7 protein-coding genes are annotated in these 17,035 nt (G+C 36.8%); 2 read left to right on the forward strand and 5 right to left on the reverse strand.

Going from position 1 to position 17,035, the window contains the following annotated elements:
* Positions 1-15: 15 nt before the first annotated feature.
* The 5 genes from ACFG4S_RS19530 to ACFG4S_RS19550 form a co-directional block, all read right to left on the reverse strand.
* Positions 16-5,829 (reverse strand): AAA family ATPase, encoded by a 5,814-nt coding sequence (locus ACFG4S_RS19530; protein ID WP_392530690.1) that lies wholly within the window; start codon positions 5,827-5,829, stop codon positions 16-18.
* Positions 5,830-6,121: 292 nt separating this feature from the next.
* Positions 6,122-7,168 (reverse strand): hypothetical protein, encoded by a 1,047-nt coding sequence (locus ACFG4S_RS19535; RefSeq protein ID WP_392530691.1) that lies wholly within the window; start codon positions 7,166-7,168, stop codon positions 6,122-6,124.
* A gap of 43 nt (positions 7,169-7,211) precedes the next feature.
* Positions 7,212-8,297, reverse strand: coding sequence for an amidohydrolase family protein (locus ACFG4S_RS19540; protein ID WP_392530692.1), 1,086 nt, complete (start codon positions 8,295-8,297; stop codon positions 7,212-7,214).
* 105 nt (positions 8,298-8,402) lie between these two features.
* On the reverse strand, positions 8,403-10,730 hold the full coding sequence (locus ACFG4S_RS19545) for a TOMM precursor leader peptide-binding protein (protein ID WP_392530693.1): 2,328 nt from the start codon (positions 10,728-10,730) through the stop codon (positions 8,403-8,405).
* Positions 10,731-11,027: 297 nt separating this feature from the next.
* Complete coding sequence (locus tag ACFG4S_RS19550) at positions 11,028-12,410, reverse strand: AAA-like domain-containing protein (protein ID WP_392530694.1); 1,383 nt, start codon at positions 12,408-12,410, stop codon at positions 11,028-11,030.
* Between the two features lie 1,057 nt (positions 12,411-13,467).
* On the opposite strand from ACFG4S_RS19550, the gene ACFG4S_RS19555 reads away from it, so the two are divergent.
* Both ACFG4S_RS19555 and ACFG4S_RS19560 read left to right on the forward strand, forming a co-directional pair.
* Entirely contained in the window at positions 13,468-14,406 is a 939-nt protein-coding gene (locus ACFG4S_RS19555) for an RNA polymerase sigma factor (protein WP_392530695.1), read from the forward strand.
* Positions 14,346-15,944, forward strand: coding sequence for a tetratricopeptide repeat protein (locus ACFG4S_RS19560; RefSeq protein WP_392530696.1), 1,599 nt, complete (start codon positions 14,346-14,348; stop codon positions 15,942-15,944). Before ACFG4S_RS19555 ends, ACFG4S_RS19560 begins: the two co-directional genes overlap by 61 nt.
* The last annotated feature ends 1,091 nt before the right edge of the window (positions 15,945-17,035 follow it).

Here is a 17,035-nt window from a genome sequence, read left to right on the forward strand (position 1 = left end):
GTCCTTCTTTGACGTTTACTGAGAGATATGCAGGTCAATCCAACTTTGATCGAATATTAATTTGTAAATACGGCTATGGACTTGAAGCGAACCTTGTTGCTTAATGATTATTCCTGATAATATCAATTCTTTTTCTTGTGGACTATCAACCGATCTGATTTCTCCTTGTTGTAAAATTTGTTGATAAAGCTCCAGCAGATGGTTAACTTGTAGATCGGTATTAAGAATGCGATCGCGAATAGTTCTTAAATGCTCCGGCTCATCCTGGGATTCCCAGTTATTAAGCACATTTGTCTGTACCAAATTTTCAATCCATTCGGCTTCACTGTTTGCCGGAATAGGAGATGCAGAGTTACGGATGAGCTGACAAAGCTTTTGAGTGAGGAAAGGCTGGCCATTAGTCCAGTGTAATATTTCCCTGATTACTTTGCGAATGGCGATCGCGTCGCTAACTTTCTCTTTTAATCCTTCACCTAAAGGATAGACTTCATCTTCTTTAAAACCCTCTAGTTGAATTGACTGACCAATATTAAAGGGCGTTCTCTTATAGTCTGAAATTAAATCTGAGGGAGTTGCTACGCCAAAAAACGCAAAAGTTAAACGTCGATATTCTAGGTTAATACTACGCTGGTTATAACAGAAGCGTATCAAAGCAAAAAAGTCATTAACAGAGAAGTTTAAACCCAAGACACTATCAATTTCATCGACAAAAATATAAATTTTTTCACTGTGGACTTGTTTTAGTAAAATATTTTCAATAAATTGACTTAACTTCTGAGTCGGTGATAAATCTTTGTACTCATTCCACCAAACGGGAAGATTTACTTTGTCTAACAAATCAAAATTCTGCCATAACTCGACTGCTAAGCCTAAATACCATTGAGCAGGGGTAATATTGTCACTACCAATGCGAGTTAAATCAATTGCTGTACAACTAAATCCTTCTTGCTGAAGATGGTGCATCATGCGTACCATAAGACTTGATTTACCCATCTGCCGTGCATTTAGTATGTAACAAAACTCACTATGCCTCAGTGCTTTATAAAGGTGACGGTCTGCGGAACGCACTACATATGTGGGAGCATCCATTGGCAAACTCCCCCCAATTTGATAGTCATAGGTTGAGAGTTGTTCTGAACTCTTAAGTAAATCGTTCTCAAATCTGAGTTTTTCTTGAGTAATTTTTAGTTCTTCTAGTATTTTTAAAAGCTCTTTATTCCGCTCTTCAACTTTTTGTTCTAAAGTACGGTTGTAATCTTCTAATTGTTCGTATAAACGGGAATTTTCAATGGAGATGGCGGCTTGTGCAGAAAGGATTTTTAAGATTTCAATACGCTCTGGAGTAAATGCATGTGTGATTAAATTATTTTCTAAATATAGAATACCGCTTAATTTACCTTGATGAAGTAGAGGAGTGCAAAGAATTGATTTAGGTTGCACAACAGTAATGTAAGGATCGCTAATAAATTGCCCTTCATGTTCTGCTTCATTTAAAACCACATTTTCCTGACTGTGGCCAACATAGTTAACAATAGAAGTCGAGAGTAGAGGTAAATTATGAACAGTATCTACAGAATCTATTGTGATGGATTGTAGGACAGTAATATTATCATCATCCATTGCCCCTTCAGCTTCAATGACCCACTTTCCTTCCTTCTCAAGAATCAAAAAACCTCTTTGAGCGCCTGCATTCTCAATGCTGATTTTCATCAGTTTTTTTAGCAACTTATCCAGAGTGATTTCACCAGCTATAGTTTGTGACGCTTTGACAACAGTTATCAAATCAAGTTTTTTGCTATCATTGTTGCTTGTAGAAATAGTACTACTGATATTCTTATTGCCTGTTTGGTTATTTACATTCACCAATAATTCGGGATATTCGGCTTCGAGATTTTTAACTTTAGCTGTCGCTCCCCACTGGACGTAACAATAATGAGCATTTTTTAAGTAAAAAAGACCAATTTCTTCTCTACCAATTGAAAGATAGAATTCGGCTGCGCGTTCGTAAGCTATAGCTTCTTCATGAATAAATTGGTATTTTTTAGCGCCTTGTATAGCTTGTTCATAAAGTTCTTCAGCTTGCCAATTTTGTCGTAGCGATCGAGCCTTTTCAGCTTCCACTAAAGCATACTTGTGTTGAAAATTGGCTGGACAGTGGTTCACCCATATTTTCATACTATCCTGATTTTTATCTACTTGATAAATTAATTCTTTTTGCTGCTTTAAGTCACAATTATTATAATGAGCAAGATAAGAAAGAGACGAATAAAAATTATGTTGGGGAGCTGTTAAATATGAACTAGAAGCTTTGACAAATTTTTCCGCATTAATTCCATTAACGAAAGCATGATTATAATCTTTAAAAACATAAAAATAAACGGTTCTAGCAAAAGATACAAAAAATATTAACCATTCGCTATTGTTTTGCATCCAAATTTTTATATATTTTTCCTCTTCTTCTTGAGAATTGCCAATAAATAATTTATTTGGATTATTTATTTTTAATAAATTAATTGCTAGTCTATGAAATATTTCTATGGAGTAAATACCAAATTGTTGTTTTAAGGTTTTGATCGACTTAGAATATTTTTGGTAATTTCGATCAACCTCTTCTAAATTATGTCCACATAAAAATTTTATCAAACAATAATTTATAGCTGCATAAGAAGCAAACTCATTTTCTCCTGTATCTATACCTATTTTAAAACCACGTATTAATTTTTTATGTGCAATTATACTCGTAAGAGGCTCTTTCCAGTGCCATATTTGTCCATAATACATCTGTATAACAAAAGCTTCTAATTTTGGACTATTAAGTTTTTTTAGTATATTTAGAGCAAGTTTGCCAAACTGATATCCATCATTAATATCTTTTTTTAGACTACACAAAAGCATTCCATAAGTGCTGTATATATAAGCTGCATGAGGTGGATTACCATATTTAATGCAGAAATTAAGTTGGATTAATATTACTTCAATAAATAAGGGAAAATTTGTTGTATGTGTAGCTGAAATAATTTGCTGTAATATTAGTGTAGCTGCTATTTTAGAATCTTCAGTCATCAGAGGTAATTTAGATAGATCCTCAATATTTTTTCCCTGTAAAAATGTTTTAATCAAGTCCTTTTGCTGTTCAATTTTATTTTCTAGATTATCAGAATTTTGAGAAATATTTATTCCTAACTCTAGTAAAGCTTTGAGTGCAATATCTATTGCTTTATCAGTTTTAAATATGGTTGAATAGTATAATATTTTTATCTGATTAACCTTAGCTTTATCGACAATTTCTTGGGCTTGTTCTATAACGATTTTAGATAGTTCTTCAAATCGATCAAATTTAGTGTTTAAGTAAAGCATCTCTAAAGTCTCTATATGTAATTCCCATGTCAATTTATACTGATAAGACCAGCTATTGGATGCTAATAATCTTAATCCGGTTTCTAAATATTTAAGAGCAGGTTCATAAGCTGTTGATGACTTAGACTTTTTAGCTGCTTGAAGATTCAATTTAGCTAACTCATCTCTCTCTAATTGTTCAGTAATTAATTCTGCACCTTCGTTGAGTTGATTGACAATATTAAACATATTTTCTTCTAACTCATATTCTTGATAATTATTCAACAGGAGACGACCTATTTGCAGATGAACTGCTTTTTTATCTTCTTCTTGAATTAGAATATAAGCGGCTTGTTGAACTCGGTCATGTAAAAATTTATAAGGAATAGATTTGGGATATTTGGGGATGAAAGCAGAGGAGATTTCCGAAGTATCACTTGATATTTCCTCCTGACTCCACAGCATGGGGAGTTTATAGTCATCATTTAAGGGAATAATCAATCCTTCCTTGAGTGCTGGCTGTAATTCTTGGGATGTAACTGTTTGAGATTTTCTATTGACAAGTGACAGAATTTCTAAATTAAATTGGTTTCCTATACAGGCAGCTAATTTTAAAATATTCTGGGTTGCTTCATCAAGTTTCTCAATTTTTCTGGTCATTAACTCAACTACATTATCAGTTATTCCTACTCTTTGGATTTGCTGAATATCCCATTGCCAAAACATCCTTTTAGTTTCTCCCTTAGTAAGGGTAAATTCAGGAGCATTAAAAACTAATAGTTTTTCTTTGTATAATGTTTGAAGTAATTGAGTTATAAAAAAAGAATTACCACCAGTTTTTTGATTTACTAACTTTGATAGAAGTTTGACATTTGTTATTGAGGAATTTAGAGTATCAGCAATCAATTGGTTAATATGCTTAATTCTCAAAGGTTGAAGCATTATTTGATTCACTTTAGCTTCTGCCTTTTTAATTTGCTCTAAGGTATGCATTAAGTGGTGGGTAGGACTGACTTCATTATCTCGGTATGTCCCTATTATCAATAAATATTGACTGTCAGCATTGGTGGTTAATAGCTCAATTAAATTCAAAGATGCTAAATCTGCCCACTGTAAATCATCCAGGAAGATAACTAAGGGATGTTGTTTTTGGGTAAAAATGCTAATAAATCTTTCAAAGAATAAGTTAAACCGATTTTGAGCTTCAGTTGCTCCTAGTTGTTCAATAGGTGGCTGTTTACCAATAATCTTTTCTAAGTCATGAATTACGTCAATAATAATTTGGCCACTATTTCCTAAAGCTTCTAAAATTTTATCTTTCCAAGTTTGTAAGGTTATTTCAGATTCACTCAGGAGTTGACGAATTAATTCACTAAAAGCTTGTGTGATTGCTGCGTAGGGGATATCTCGCTGCAACTGGTCAAATTTGCCATGAATGAAATATCCTCGTCGATGGGTAATAGGTTTGTGAATTTCATTGACTAAGGCAGATTTGCCAATGCCTGAATAACCAGAAACCAGTATTATCTCAGTAGTACCTTCGCTGACTCGCTCAAAGGTGGTTAATAGTTGAGAGATTTCCTGTTCTCGACCGTAGAGTTTTTGGGAAATCTGAAATTTTTCGGAAATATCCTGACACCCTAAAGAAAAGTGTTTAATTTTTCCTAAAGTTTGTAACAGATAAAGACAGTTTTCTAAATCAGCTTTTAATCCCCTAGTACTTTGATATCGTTCCTCTTGAATTTTGGCTAATAATTTCATCACAATATTAGAAACCATCAAAGGAATTGAGGAAATTCGCTGGTGAGGTGCATCAGGTTGTTGTGCAATGTGGCAATGGACTAACTCCATTGGGTCAGTTGTTTCAAAAGGTAACTGATTGGTTAACAGTTGATAGAACGTGATGCCCAAAGAATAAAAATCACTGCGATAATCTATTCCCCGGTTCATTCGACCAGTTTGCTCTGGGGCGATATAAGCCAAAGTTCCTTCTAATTGATTTGGATTGCGAATCGTCTGATTTTCTCGAGATAAACGAGTGGAAATACCGAAGTCAATAATCTTAACTTGCCTAGTTTCTGGGTTGTAAACAATATTTGAGGGATTAATATCTTTGTGAATAATATTGGCATTGTGAACAGCAGCTAAACTCTCAGTTATTTTCAGAGCAATAGTCAGAAACTCTTCTAATAAAAACTGCCGCTCTGATATTAAAATTTTTAAGGAGCTACCACCAAAGTCTTCCAAAAACATCACTAAACTATTCTGATATCGCTCTAAGCTATATGCTTTAATAATTCCATCAGCATTCATTGAACGGGTAATTTCATATTCCTGCTTATAACGGTTGAGTTCTGAAGGATTAGGATAGTTTTCTTTGAGAATCTTCAAAATAATGGGTTGATTATCAGGCTTGAGGATACCTTGATAGACTAACGAATTATCACTTTCGTAAATTTGTTGAAGAATCTGATACTTTTTTATTGTGTTCATGATTTTAAATATTGTAATAACGTAGTTTGAATATTCTCAGACTTAGTTTTTTGGTAAATTTCAGTTACTATCGTTGTTGTAGCCCGAAGGGTAACTCAAAACCAAGAATCACCGGTTTTTTTGGGTTTCGCAAAGCCTCAACCCAACCTACAGATATTTTTATTTGTTGAGAGTAATAAAAGACCATTATATTATGAACATTCACAGACTAAAACCCCTACGTATCTTACTAGATAAAGGGGTTTATTCTATGGATTTTACAGAAAAAGGATATGAAGATACTACCTATTTCCTAAGTGCAACTTAGCGGTATATAGGGATAGGGAGGCGAAAAATATTGCACACCTACTAAATAGCTTTGGTCATCCTCGTCTTTACTATAAAATGGAAATTCTCCACTCTCATCTTTAGCCTGAGACCATTTTGTAATATGTTCAGGAGATAGATTAATCTCAGAAGGTATGGGAGGATAGGGAATAATAGCTTGATAAGCAATAGAAGACTTTCCTGGGTCTACTTTTAGCTCTTTTATATCACCTTTAAACTTATCCCAAGTTACCTCTAATCCATATTTACTAACTATTTCACCTGTACTCAAAATGGGTTGAGAAATTTGATGGTAGTATGTTTGTCCATCTTTCTTGATTTCATAATATGCCTGCCCTGCCATTAAGAGACTCAAAGTAATTCCCTGCCAACCTTTACTACTAGGCAAAATCAAAAATCTTGCTTTTCCACTAGATTTTTCACTATTTAGTGGATAATAGATATCAAGGTTCTTTGGTACAAGATGGTCAGGGGAAGATTGTTGATCAAAAAAGAAAATTTCTCTGGCTATGAGACCATCTAAAATATCAGAGTGAATCTCATTCCATTTACCATGAGCAAAGTCATACCACACGTCACTTGCTTTCGCCTCTAAGTAGCAATGCCACGTTTTGGCAATTAGTTGGGATATTTTGCGGCTATGCAGTAGAGTTCGGATTGGATCGTAAAAATTATTAATCTCAATGGAGTTATTTTCTGAAGAATTATCTGGGAATAAAGCTTTCACAAAACCTTTTGGAAAAACTACTCCAGCAGAAGGTAGGTAGGAGGCTATATTTTTATGATTAATATCCTCCTGATCTGGGATACAACCTATTATATTTTGTTGTATTTTTTCATCAAGAAGATATTTTTTAAATTCTCCTCTTTTTTGAGCTACTATTGTTGTTTCTATGTATTTTCCTTCACTTCTCTTTCCAGGAGGAGCAACTAAGAGAATCTGATAATATGTATCATCATCATACCACTGCCCTGGTTGTAGCGGATCTGTACCTGTCAAGCTTGTTACCATAATGATATGTCCTCTTATTTAGTGTTAGCAAATTTTGGAACTTTTACGTCAAGCTGTAAAAATTGTTAGGATTATCCCAAACAATCTTTTGTACTATTTCTGGAGATAACTGCGCCTCAAGCTCTAGAAGTGTTTTTACAATGTTCGGCTGATGATCCATGTGTGGGTAATCAGAGCCGAAGATTAAATTATCAGCACCAATATACTCGATAATTTGAGATAAGCAAGGTTCAGTAGGTGCGATCGCAATACAGCACTGACGGCGAAAATAATCTGAGGGCTTCATTTTGACATTATCTTTAACCTCCCAATATAAGTTCTCGTACTCTTCATCTAGTCGCCATAGCCAGTAAGGTAACCAGCCACAACCAGACTCTAGAAAAGCTACCTTCAAGCGGGGATGACGCTCTAAAACACCCCCTTCAATCAGGGCTAAAAGTGCCATCATTTGTTCCATCGGATGAGAACAGGCGTGGAGAGCAAAACGGGTATGAAACCGCTCTGCTCCTGTGGTTGGTAAGCGACTATGAGTTCCTTCATGAATCCCCACTGCTATACCCATCTCTTCGCATTCTGTCCAAAATGCCTCATAGGCGGGGTCACTCAATATTCTTCCTTTAACTGGGTTGGGGCGTAAAAATACTGCCTTCCAGCCAAATTCGGCTATGCGATGTAATTCTGTCACCATCTCTTCAGATGCATGAGGATTAATGGCTCCTACGCCTTTTAACTTATCTGGAGCATAGCTGCAAAATTCTTCATATAACCAGGTGTTGTAAGCACGAGTAAAAGCTCCCGCGACCTCTGGTGCCATATCGTCAATTGCCCAAAGCCATAACCCATAAGTTGGATAAATGAAGGCGATATCAACCCCCATCTGTATCATTGCTTGGATGTGAGATTCAGCATCGTATCTCTTGATATAAGAATTGGGGTGAGCCTCCATCATTTGCTGATTTCCTTGGTGGCGAACTTGCTGTGAAATCTTCTCAACAATGTCTTCCCCTTTAATTTTCATATCTGCGGAAGGAGCAAAGTGCTGAAATTTTGGTTCTAAATACTTAGCCCACAATGAGGGAGGTTCAATAACATGGGAATCAGCATCAATAATTTGATATCCATTTAGCATAATTAATTTGGTGTTGCTGAGTGGAAATATGAATTTTGATCGCGCAGAGGCGCAGAGAGGAAGAGGTGAGAATAGTTTATTTTTGAATTGTGATGACCATAACACTCACATCCACATGGGAAAAGGATTGAGTTGGTTTTCTGTTAATGGCTCTTTTAACCATCTCATTTTGATAGGAACGTCATATAATCGTCCCGAACCTAAACGCTTCCACATATGGCGCATTCCTGGAACTATCACTTTAGCTACTCTGAGTCCAATATCGGGACGAGTCTGATCTAAAATGAGCATTTCTAGACCATTTTTTTCGACGATTTGTTGACACAGTTTGATATCTTCTAGCAAATCATCATTGACAATTTGGGGATAATCTGAATATACTTTGGCAGCAATTGTGTCATTGGGAATGAGATAAGGCTGATTAACTAAAGTTGCGGTTTTCCACCAATCTATTGCTAAGCGATCGCCTGATGCAGGATATTGAGTACTACCGTCATCTTTTGCATATAAAAGGTTGGGCAGAATTTGGTTAACTTCAGTCAAAGCTCGACCTAGAGCAATTTTGGCATCAAAATGGGTTCCATAACCTAATATAATATCTTCTACTTCTCGATTCATTCTGCGAGTAATGGCAGCAAAAGTAGGAATATTAAAATCACTAGTTATATCCAACACCCACAGTTCTCGCTCAATGCTCTGGTAATACTGTTTCAGGGTGATAAAATAAGGTTCGTTAAAACTCTCTAAATCTACCTGGCGTTTCTGGAGGCGATTATACCACCACAAGGCCACAGAATCGCGTTCTACTAACTCCATAAACCCCTGAAGAATAGCTTCTTCAAGAGTATTACCCGCTGCACATCCATTGGAATCTGCCCAACAATCAGGTTCCAAAGATGAAGGATAGCCATAATAACAATAAGCAGTTGGTAGATATTTAAATTCTTCGTGAGTTAATGACCAAACTGGTGTCCAATCAATTTCTCTTTCCACATCAAAAGGTTCTGGGACTTTTTGAAACCAGCCTTTAAACTGAGCATTCCATTCTTCTCGCGTCTGGTATTGTTGTTGGCTGAAGTTCATACAAACGTTGGGATGAATTGCTTTGTCTTTCAGTTGTTGATAACTGGCTTTGTTTCTGATTTCATCTCCCTGAAAAACTCCAGAATATCGCTCAATAGCTTCACAAAAACCACTTGCTTGGGCTTGAATATCAGTTGCACCTTTTCCCGAACTTCTACCTCCAATATTTTGGCCTAGGCTAGTTAAATCATCAAAAACACTCAGAAAGTGATGCTTAGCAACATAAGTATGGGTTAATTGATTGCCTGGTATTTTTCTCAATTCTCTAACAACACCTGTAATCGGACTAATCAAATGTTGATATTTTCTCAGCGTTTCTTCGGGTGAACAAGAACGATGCCCTCCATCTGCGGTAAATGTTTTTTTGCAGTGTTTTAAAACAATGGGTAGGGGTTTATTCATCAACCCATTGGACATTTCTCCACAGCTAGGACATTGAGGACGTTTAACGAAGACACAATCTTGGGTTTGTAAACTGAGGCTATCGTAGGTAACTATAGTTTGTTCTAAACGTTTATTTTCTCCTTGAACAATCCACTTGAATACTTCTGTGGCTGCTATTCCTAAGGCGGTTTGAATTGTAGATGCTAAAAACCCTAAAGGAGGGGATAAAGGAGTAGAAATGTTTTGATGTCTTTGAATAAATGCTTGCACTGGTCTATTATCTCGCAAGCGGCGGGCTAAACATTGCCAACAAGCGGTTTTGTTCCCGTCAAATATCGGCCCTATCCAAAGCATTGTTCCCAAGGGATTGACTAACATCCAAGGAGATTGGGATTGTAACGCTTGTTGATTGAATTCATCTAAATTTGGATGGAGATAGTCTTCAGTTAAGACTATTGTGAAATCTCCTTCGTCGGCTATTTGAATTTCCAGAGATTTGAGAATGGCAATAAAATCGTCAGCGTGAAGAGAGCCGAAGGTTTTTAGTGCTACTTTAGTTAATTGTAATCTTTGATGAGCTTCGCTAGGTTTAATATTCAGATGATTGCAAAAGATAGTGAATGGCGTAGGCGTAGCCCATCGTAGATATCGCACTTCGTCTTCTTTTTCTAAAATATAGCCCTGTGTTTCCATTTGAAATAGAGCATGTTGGGCTTTAATACTGGTGTCAAGAACATTTTGAAAAAATGAATTATGGTCTGTAAATGATTTTTCGTCTTGTAGTAGTTGTAATTGAATTATCTCGATAATTTCGTCAATATCATGATGACCATCGATTAAAGATACTAGACAATAAAAAATGCGATCGCGAAACCAAACTGCATCTCTCTCAGATAATAAAAATACCCAATCTGGTTGGATCGTCTCAACAGAGTAACAATGTTTCAAAACTGGTTTCTTGAGCATTACCTTGAATTGATATCACTAAGTGTAATCAAAATTTTCAGAATCTATTATCAATGAAAAGTTTTACCTTTAAATCGAGCGAGCGCAGCCATTTTCCTTAGAGGTTATTTTAAAAGTTATGATTGATGTATCAAATATTTTATTACCCCACCCTAACCCTCCCCTTATAAAGGGGAGGGAACTAATTTCCGGTTTACCCATTTATAAGGGGAGGCAACTGATTTCCATTTATAAGGGGGGATTAAGGGGGGTAATAATTCGATTAAAATCACAACATACCACTTTTTAAACAACCTCTTAGCTTGCAGCCACTATCTGTCTTTTTCCACCCAAGGAAGGTGGTTGAAAGTACTGCCGATATAGTTGAGAACTAAGTATTACTTTATTATTATCTAACTTAATTAGTCCCATACTGTTTAACTTGTAAGCAATAATGGGTTCTAATGATATAGGTTCACTAGCATTCATCACCTTGTCAAGAGCGATCGCTAATTCCGGTTGTTCTTGCAACATTGTTAAATGACGCTGCAAATGATGAGCATAAATACCAGTGGATGTAGAAGCATTTTCGAGCAGTTCTTCTAGAGTTATATGCTTACAACTAAGGTAATAGACCGCTATGTGTATTAGTCCTGGATGTCCTCCAACTACTGCCATCAATTGCTTTGCTTCTTCGCCACCAGACCACTTCAGACCATAGCGTTGGGCTAACTGCTCCACCTGATCTAAATTAAAGTCAGGTAACTGAATTGGTAACCCAATATTGAAAGGAGATTGCTGAAGCTGTAGCGGAACATAAATTTCGGTTGAATGCACCACAACCAAGCGTAGCTTTTGCCATATTTTGCATCTTTTGGCTTCTTCAAACCACGAACGCAACAGAGGTAAAAAATCTTTTGCTACCTCAGTATGCTCAAAAATATAGTTCACCTCATCTAATGCTAAAACCAGGGGAGTATCAATTTGCTTTAGTACATAGTTTCGCAAATAAAAAGTACAACTCAGTTTGCTACCAAAATCTTTATTCCAATATTCATCTAGTTTTTGCTCCATCTGAAGCTGTTGAGTAATATTGGCACACAGCCAACGCAAAAATAGATTTGTATCGCTTAAAATTCTTTGGTCAACTTGCTCAAGGTTCAATCTAACTGTACGGCAGCCTATCTGTTCAGCATAATCTAAAATCCTTAACATTAATGAAGTTTTGCCCTTTTCCCTTGGAGCTTTAATCCGCACTAATGCTCCTGCTTTTGTAATCTCTGCATAAACCGATTTTTGAATATTAGGATGTTCAATGTAAAACGGAGAGTTAAGAGAGACTGAACCACTGGGGTAACAAGGAAATGTGTCTTGTTCAATAGCTAGATTTAACTCTTCAGACTTTAATTCCAGCGACTTTGTATCTGACGTAGCTTGTAGTGCTGTATAAGATTCCAGCATCGCCCGACAATTTTTTTTAGTAACGCGCCTGCCAAAGATTAAAGAGAGTTTTTGGTACAATCGCGGGGCAACAACATTAGTAATGTATCCACAGCTATATCTTTTTTCTTGAGCTATTTCCTCATAGGTTTTGTTCTGGCATATTCCCTCTAAAACTAGAATTTCTGTGGAATGAAGAGGATCATTTTGCATTTCCACTAGCTTGCGATTAATAATATCAAGTATAAAATCTATTGTCATAAAAGTTGAAAGATAACTTTCTTTTTTCAAAAGCATAACTTGGGATTGAGAATAGAAAATATAGCTTTTTGGCTATATCTTAATTTTTGTAAGTAAATATATACGGTGCTACAAACTGAAATTGCTGCTTTTCGGATTTTTTCCTAGATATTTCGATCAAGCTAAAATGCTGACGATTTTTATGCCCTCTTTGTGGGCAATTGCCCATGAATATTTATCTAAAAAACAGCTTACTAAGGAACAAGAATCTTACTTTTACTCATCAGTAATAAGCCTCAAATTCTTGTATTTTTTACAACATTGCAATTCTTGGTAGCTCAGAGTTAATAAAAATGGATAAGGAAAAAATCAGAGTTTGCAAAATCTTCAAAATGAGCTTTTCTTTCCAGGAATATCGGTAAATTTCCGAAATCAATAATAGACTAGCGTTTTTTTCGCACTTATCAATTTTTAAATATTTAAATTAACGAACAACTTAGAATTTTGTAATATTTTTTGAGAAATAAAAACCTGTAAGCTTTAAACCATAATGGCTTTCAATCATTTTTACAATATGAGGCTGATTCTCAATATCAGTTATAAATCTTCACATAAGCAGAGTTTTAACATTCAGACCTATTTTATAATTAAGTATAAAAAAATACAATACATGATATCAGCTTTAAAACTTTCCTAATATGCTCTAACGATAGACTCCTATCTGTTTAAGCGGATGATGGATATTTTTAGAGAAACACTCCACAGAAGGCGATCGCTCAAAATAATCTATTCAAAAATCAATGAACAAGGGCGAGTAATTTTAGCAATTGATTAAAATGCAACCAAAAATTAAATATGAGGTTTAGTAAAACTATATGAAATAGTTATGAGATTTATAGGTTTCATTTTCGGAAAATAACAACTAAATTTAAAACAGTATAATCCTAAAAAATATCTCTTAAATAAATCTTCAGATGTCTAAATGTTTGGATGTAACTGGATTGTCAGTACAATTCAAACCTGCGGATATTGAAGATAGTTATCCTTCAGATTAAACAATAGAAAGTAAATTTTACCTATGATTAATCATTCTCAGAGCTTCCAACTTAATGATGCAGGCTTACATCTGCTTGATGTGTCGATCGTCCATAAAATTCCTCATACAAATGTTTTGTATAACGTATTAGAAGAGACAATTTGCTTGAGACAAACGCCTCAACCCGATGTCTGTCTTGAAAATTTCATATCTAAGCGTGACGACGGGCTAGGTCTAGGTACAGACTTTTGGCAGTTATGGCAACAATATCGAGATTATCATTACAGTCGCTGTCTTCAGTGGATGGGAGGCGATCGCAATGATGCCGAAGATTCTCTGAGTCTAGCTATGCTGAAAGCTTGGAAGAAATGGCCAGACTATGCCGACAAAATCACCAATCCTAAAGCTTGGTTGACGCGACTGATTCATAATCTCTGCATGGATATACATCGAAAACGCCAGCGAAGCGAGCAAAGCATTGAAAACATTGAAGACATTAAATTTGGAGATGAGATGGCATTGACTTGCAGTATCGAATCTCCTGAGTCAGACATTTGCCGTCGTGAGATGAGAGCATTCCTCTACGAAGCGATCGAAGCTTTGCCTCCCAAACTCCGGGATTGTTTTATTCTACGTTGTTGCAAAGATAAGTCATACAAAGATATTGCCAACCAACTCCTTCTTTCCGAAGATAACGTTTACAAACGAGTTCAAAAGGCACGAGCCATTTTGCAAAAACAGTTGAACAAGTATCTGGCGGGGGAACATAACACTTCTTTAGATTCCTTCCAATCCAGCTTTAAATCGGTGATTCCGACGCCAGAAGAATCAAAAACTGATAAAACAACCATATCAGATTGGCAAGTGGCGATCGCCACCCAAAGCCTTGTCGAACAAATAAATTACAAACTAACTACTATATGTCTAACAACCTTGCCACATTCTTGGTACAGTTCTCCCAACCCTCTGGTGTGGAGATGAATGTTCATCTAGTTTTAGATCAAAAGCCGACTAGACAAGACCAGAAACTCAAAACTTTAACTAAGTACGTGCAGAAATATCCCCAAGGATGGAAAAAACGCCTGGAATTGGCTGAACTATTATACGAAATGGGAAGTTGGCAGCAGGCGGTTGAGGAATATTACCAACTGATTGAGCGCCAGCCTCAATTGATTGATATCCGGCTACAACTAGGGAAAATCTTAGAACTGATGGGACGAGAGACAGAGGCAATAGAGGTTTATGAGAATGCCTTGCCCTTATCCCACAATGAAGCGACTCGGCAGCATATAAATGGATTGATTGAAGTCTGTAGAGGTGACACTCAGGCAGCAACAAACGCTTTTAAGATAGCAGCTTCCTTAGAACCCGATAAAGTAGTTCACTGGCTAGCTTTGGGACAGGTGCAGATGGCAAAAGAGAATACTATTGCAGCTTTGCAAGCTTTTGATGCAGTCTTGTCACTCAATCAAGATGATATTGTTGCCTTAATTCACAGCTATGACACGCTAATAGCAGTAGGGGACTTTCAGGAAGCTCGGCAGAGATTGAGCAGAATCATCGAGTTAGCTCCTGATGATTTGCGGGTAATCGAACGACAGTTGGATGAACGTTGCAGAATGAGATTGGTATTAGGTGAGGAGGGCAAGCAGACTAAAAAAATCATTAGCTCTGCTCTGCAACAAGCTCCAAATGCAGCTGAGTTCCACAAATCGCTGGCATACTATCACATTTTCCGAGGAGATTGGGCGCAAGGAGTCAAAGTGTTAGCAGAGTTTACTGAGAAACACCCAAATAATTTTAGTGGTTGGTACTACTATGGACGATGCTTGTTTGACACAGCAGAAAACCAAGCAGCAGCTGAAGCGATGCTCAAAGCTTATCGTCTTTATCCAAATGATTGTGAAATCTATCGGGCGTTATGTGAGATTTTACCTGCTGCGGGACGATTGAATGAACTACATCCTTTAGTAGAGGAGATGCTTGAGCGTTTTCCTGAGCGCTGGAGTGTTTGGGCGACGGCGGGGCGCGTACTAGTGGAAAGTTTTCAAGATGTAGAGCGGGGGTGTAGTATCTCTCTGCAAGGGACACAACTTCAGCCCCAGTTACCTGATGCTTGGTTTTATCATGGGCAGGTATTGGCATTAGCTCTTAAACACAGCGAGGCTGTAGAGGCCTTGGTGCAAGGATGGCAGTTCTTCCCAGAAAAAACTGTTTGTCTGCAATCTGTACGTGGGTTGATTTGGCTTGGGGAGAGTTATCGAGTGCTGATAAACGATACGACTAGTCGGCGGTATTGGGAAGAAGCTTATTTACAAGCTCAACAATTGATTGACTTTGACCCAGCTACTGCTTATTACTGGCAGGGGAGAGCATTAGAGGGATTGGGAGATGATTTCGAGGCTATAGAGGCTTATCGAAGTGCCTTGAGTCAGCAATTGCTCTACCCTAGCCACGGGGAAGTGAAAGAGGCTTTGAAACGGCTGCAAGCTATGCTGCGAAACGGTTATCGGGCTTAAGACTGGTTTGTTTGGTTGGATCGAGTTAGGAAAAAAGCCTGTAACTCAAAAAATTCCGAAATTGACTTTGGCGATCGTCTTAAGAGTAAGACAGTTAAAGGCAATAGGGAAGAGGCGATCGTTTTACAGGGCAGGTGAAGTGCTGTGGATTTAAACTCCGGACAACACAATCGCCCATTCAGGGCAGGGCTTCTGACCCTTCGTAGTGGTCGAGGGAACAAACAGGCAACTCTTATTTTGGGCATCTCATCAAAAATCTTTACGCTTTGCCCGTTGCCTGTTGCCTGTTCCCTCGACCTTATCTCGGTGAATGAAATTCTTAAGCCGACTTTGGCACAAGAATTTTTCAATCTAGTTTTCTAGTATCTGCAAAATTATACTATAGGACTCCTATTTGATTTTTGCGACTGATTGAAGACCACCAAATGTTCAATTTGGTGGGGGTGCAAAAACGCCGATTATTCAGATGCTCGTTGCGCTAAAGCGTCTCCCCTTGGGAGAAGACTCGCTTTCCGTTTCGCTATCCGCCAGTCATACAGAATACCCAACTGAATTCTGACGACTGACGCCTCTATTCTGTTCGATAATTAGAGAAGCGATCGCTTCTTTTTGATTGTATAAAGCGCGATCGTTCTTTTTAGCAATTCATGATTATTTGATTAGAGAGTCATAAGGGTGATTACAGTTTTAATAAACTGCGATCGCCCTTTTTTGTTATCTAAATATTTATGAGATAAGTTCTAATACAGTTCATATAAGACCAAAATACTTGTAGAGACGGCGATTTATCGCGTCTCTAAAACCCAAAATTTTTGCCATTAGACCTTAACCCAAGCCTATTGAGATAAGTTCGATCGGCAAAATATTTAGATAGTAAAGCTTTCACAACTATTTTCGCTTATTGATACAAACTCTCCTTTTACCCAATTTAAAAAAAAAGGTTAAAAGTCAAAAAAATCAGATTTTATTCTAGAAAATCGTTTTAAAAGTGTACAAGGTAAACACATCTTATTTTTAAACTCAATACCAGATAAAGTTTCAGCTATTTACTATTTATGCTGATGATTTTATGTAACCTTTTCTGGGAAAAG

It is taken from the genome of Nostoc sp. C117 (assembly GCF_043099735.1).
Classification (GTDB): domain Bacteria; phylum Cyanobacteriota; class Cyanobacteriia; order Cyanobacteriales; family Nostocaceae; genus Nostoc.

Coding starts and splice junctions, on each gene's coding strand:
- ACFG4S_RS19530 (WP_392530690.1), bottom strand. CDS start 5,829: ATGAACACAATAAAAAAGTATCAGATTCTTCAACAAATTTACGAAAGT.
- ACFG4S_RS19535 (WP_392530691.1), bottom strand. CDS start 7,168: ATGGTAACAAGCTTGACAGGTACAGATCCGCTACAACCAGGGCAGTGG.
- ACFG4S_RS19540 (WP_392530692.1), bottom strand. CDS start 8,297: ATGCTAAATGGATATCAAATTATTGATGCTGATTCCCATGTTATTGAA.
- ACFG4S_RS19545 (WP_392530693.1), bottom strand. CDS start 10,730: ATGCTCAAGAAACCAGTTTTGAAACATTGTTACTCTGTTGAGACGATC.
- ACFG4S_RS19550 (WP_392530694.1), bottom strand. CDS start 12,410: ATGACAATAGATTTTATACTTGATATTATTAATCGCAAGCTAGTGGAA.
- ACFG4S_RS19555 (WP_392530695.1), top strand. CDS start 13,468: ATGATTAATCATTCTCAGAGCTTCCAACTTAATGATGCAGGCTTACAT.
- ACFG4S_RS19560 (WP_392530696.1), top strand. CDS start 14,346: ATGTCTAACAACCTTGCCACATTCTTGGTACAGTTCTCCCAACCCTCT.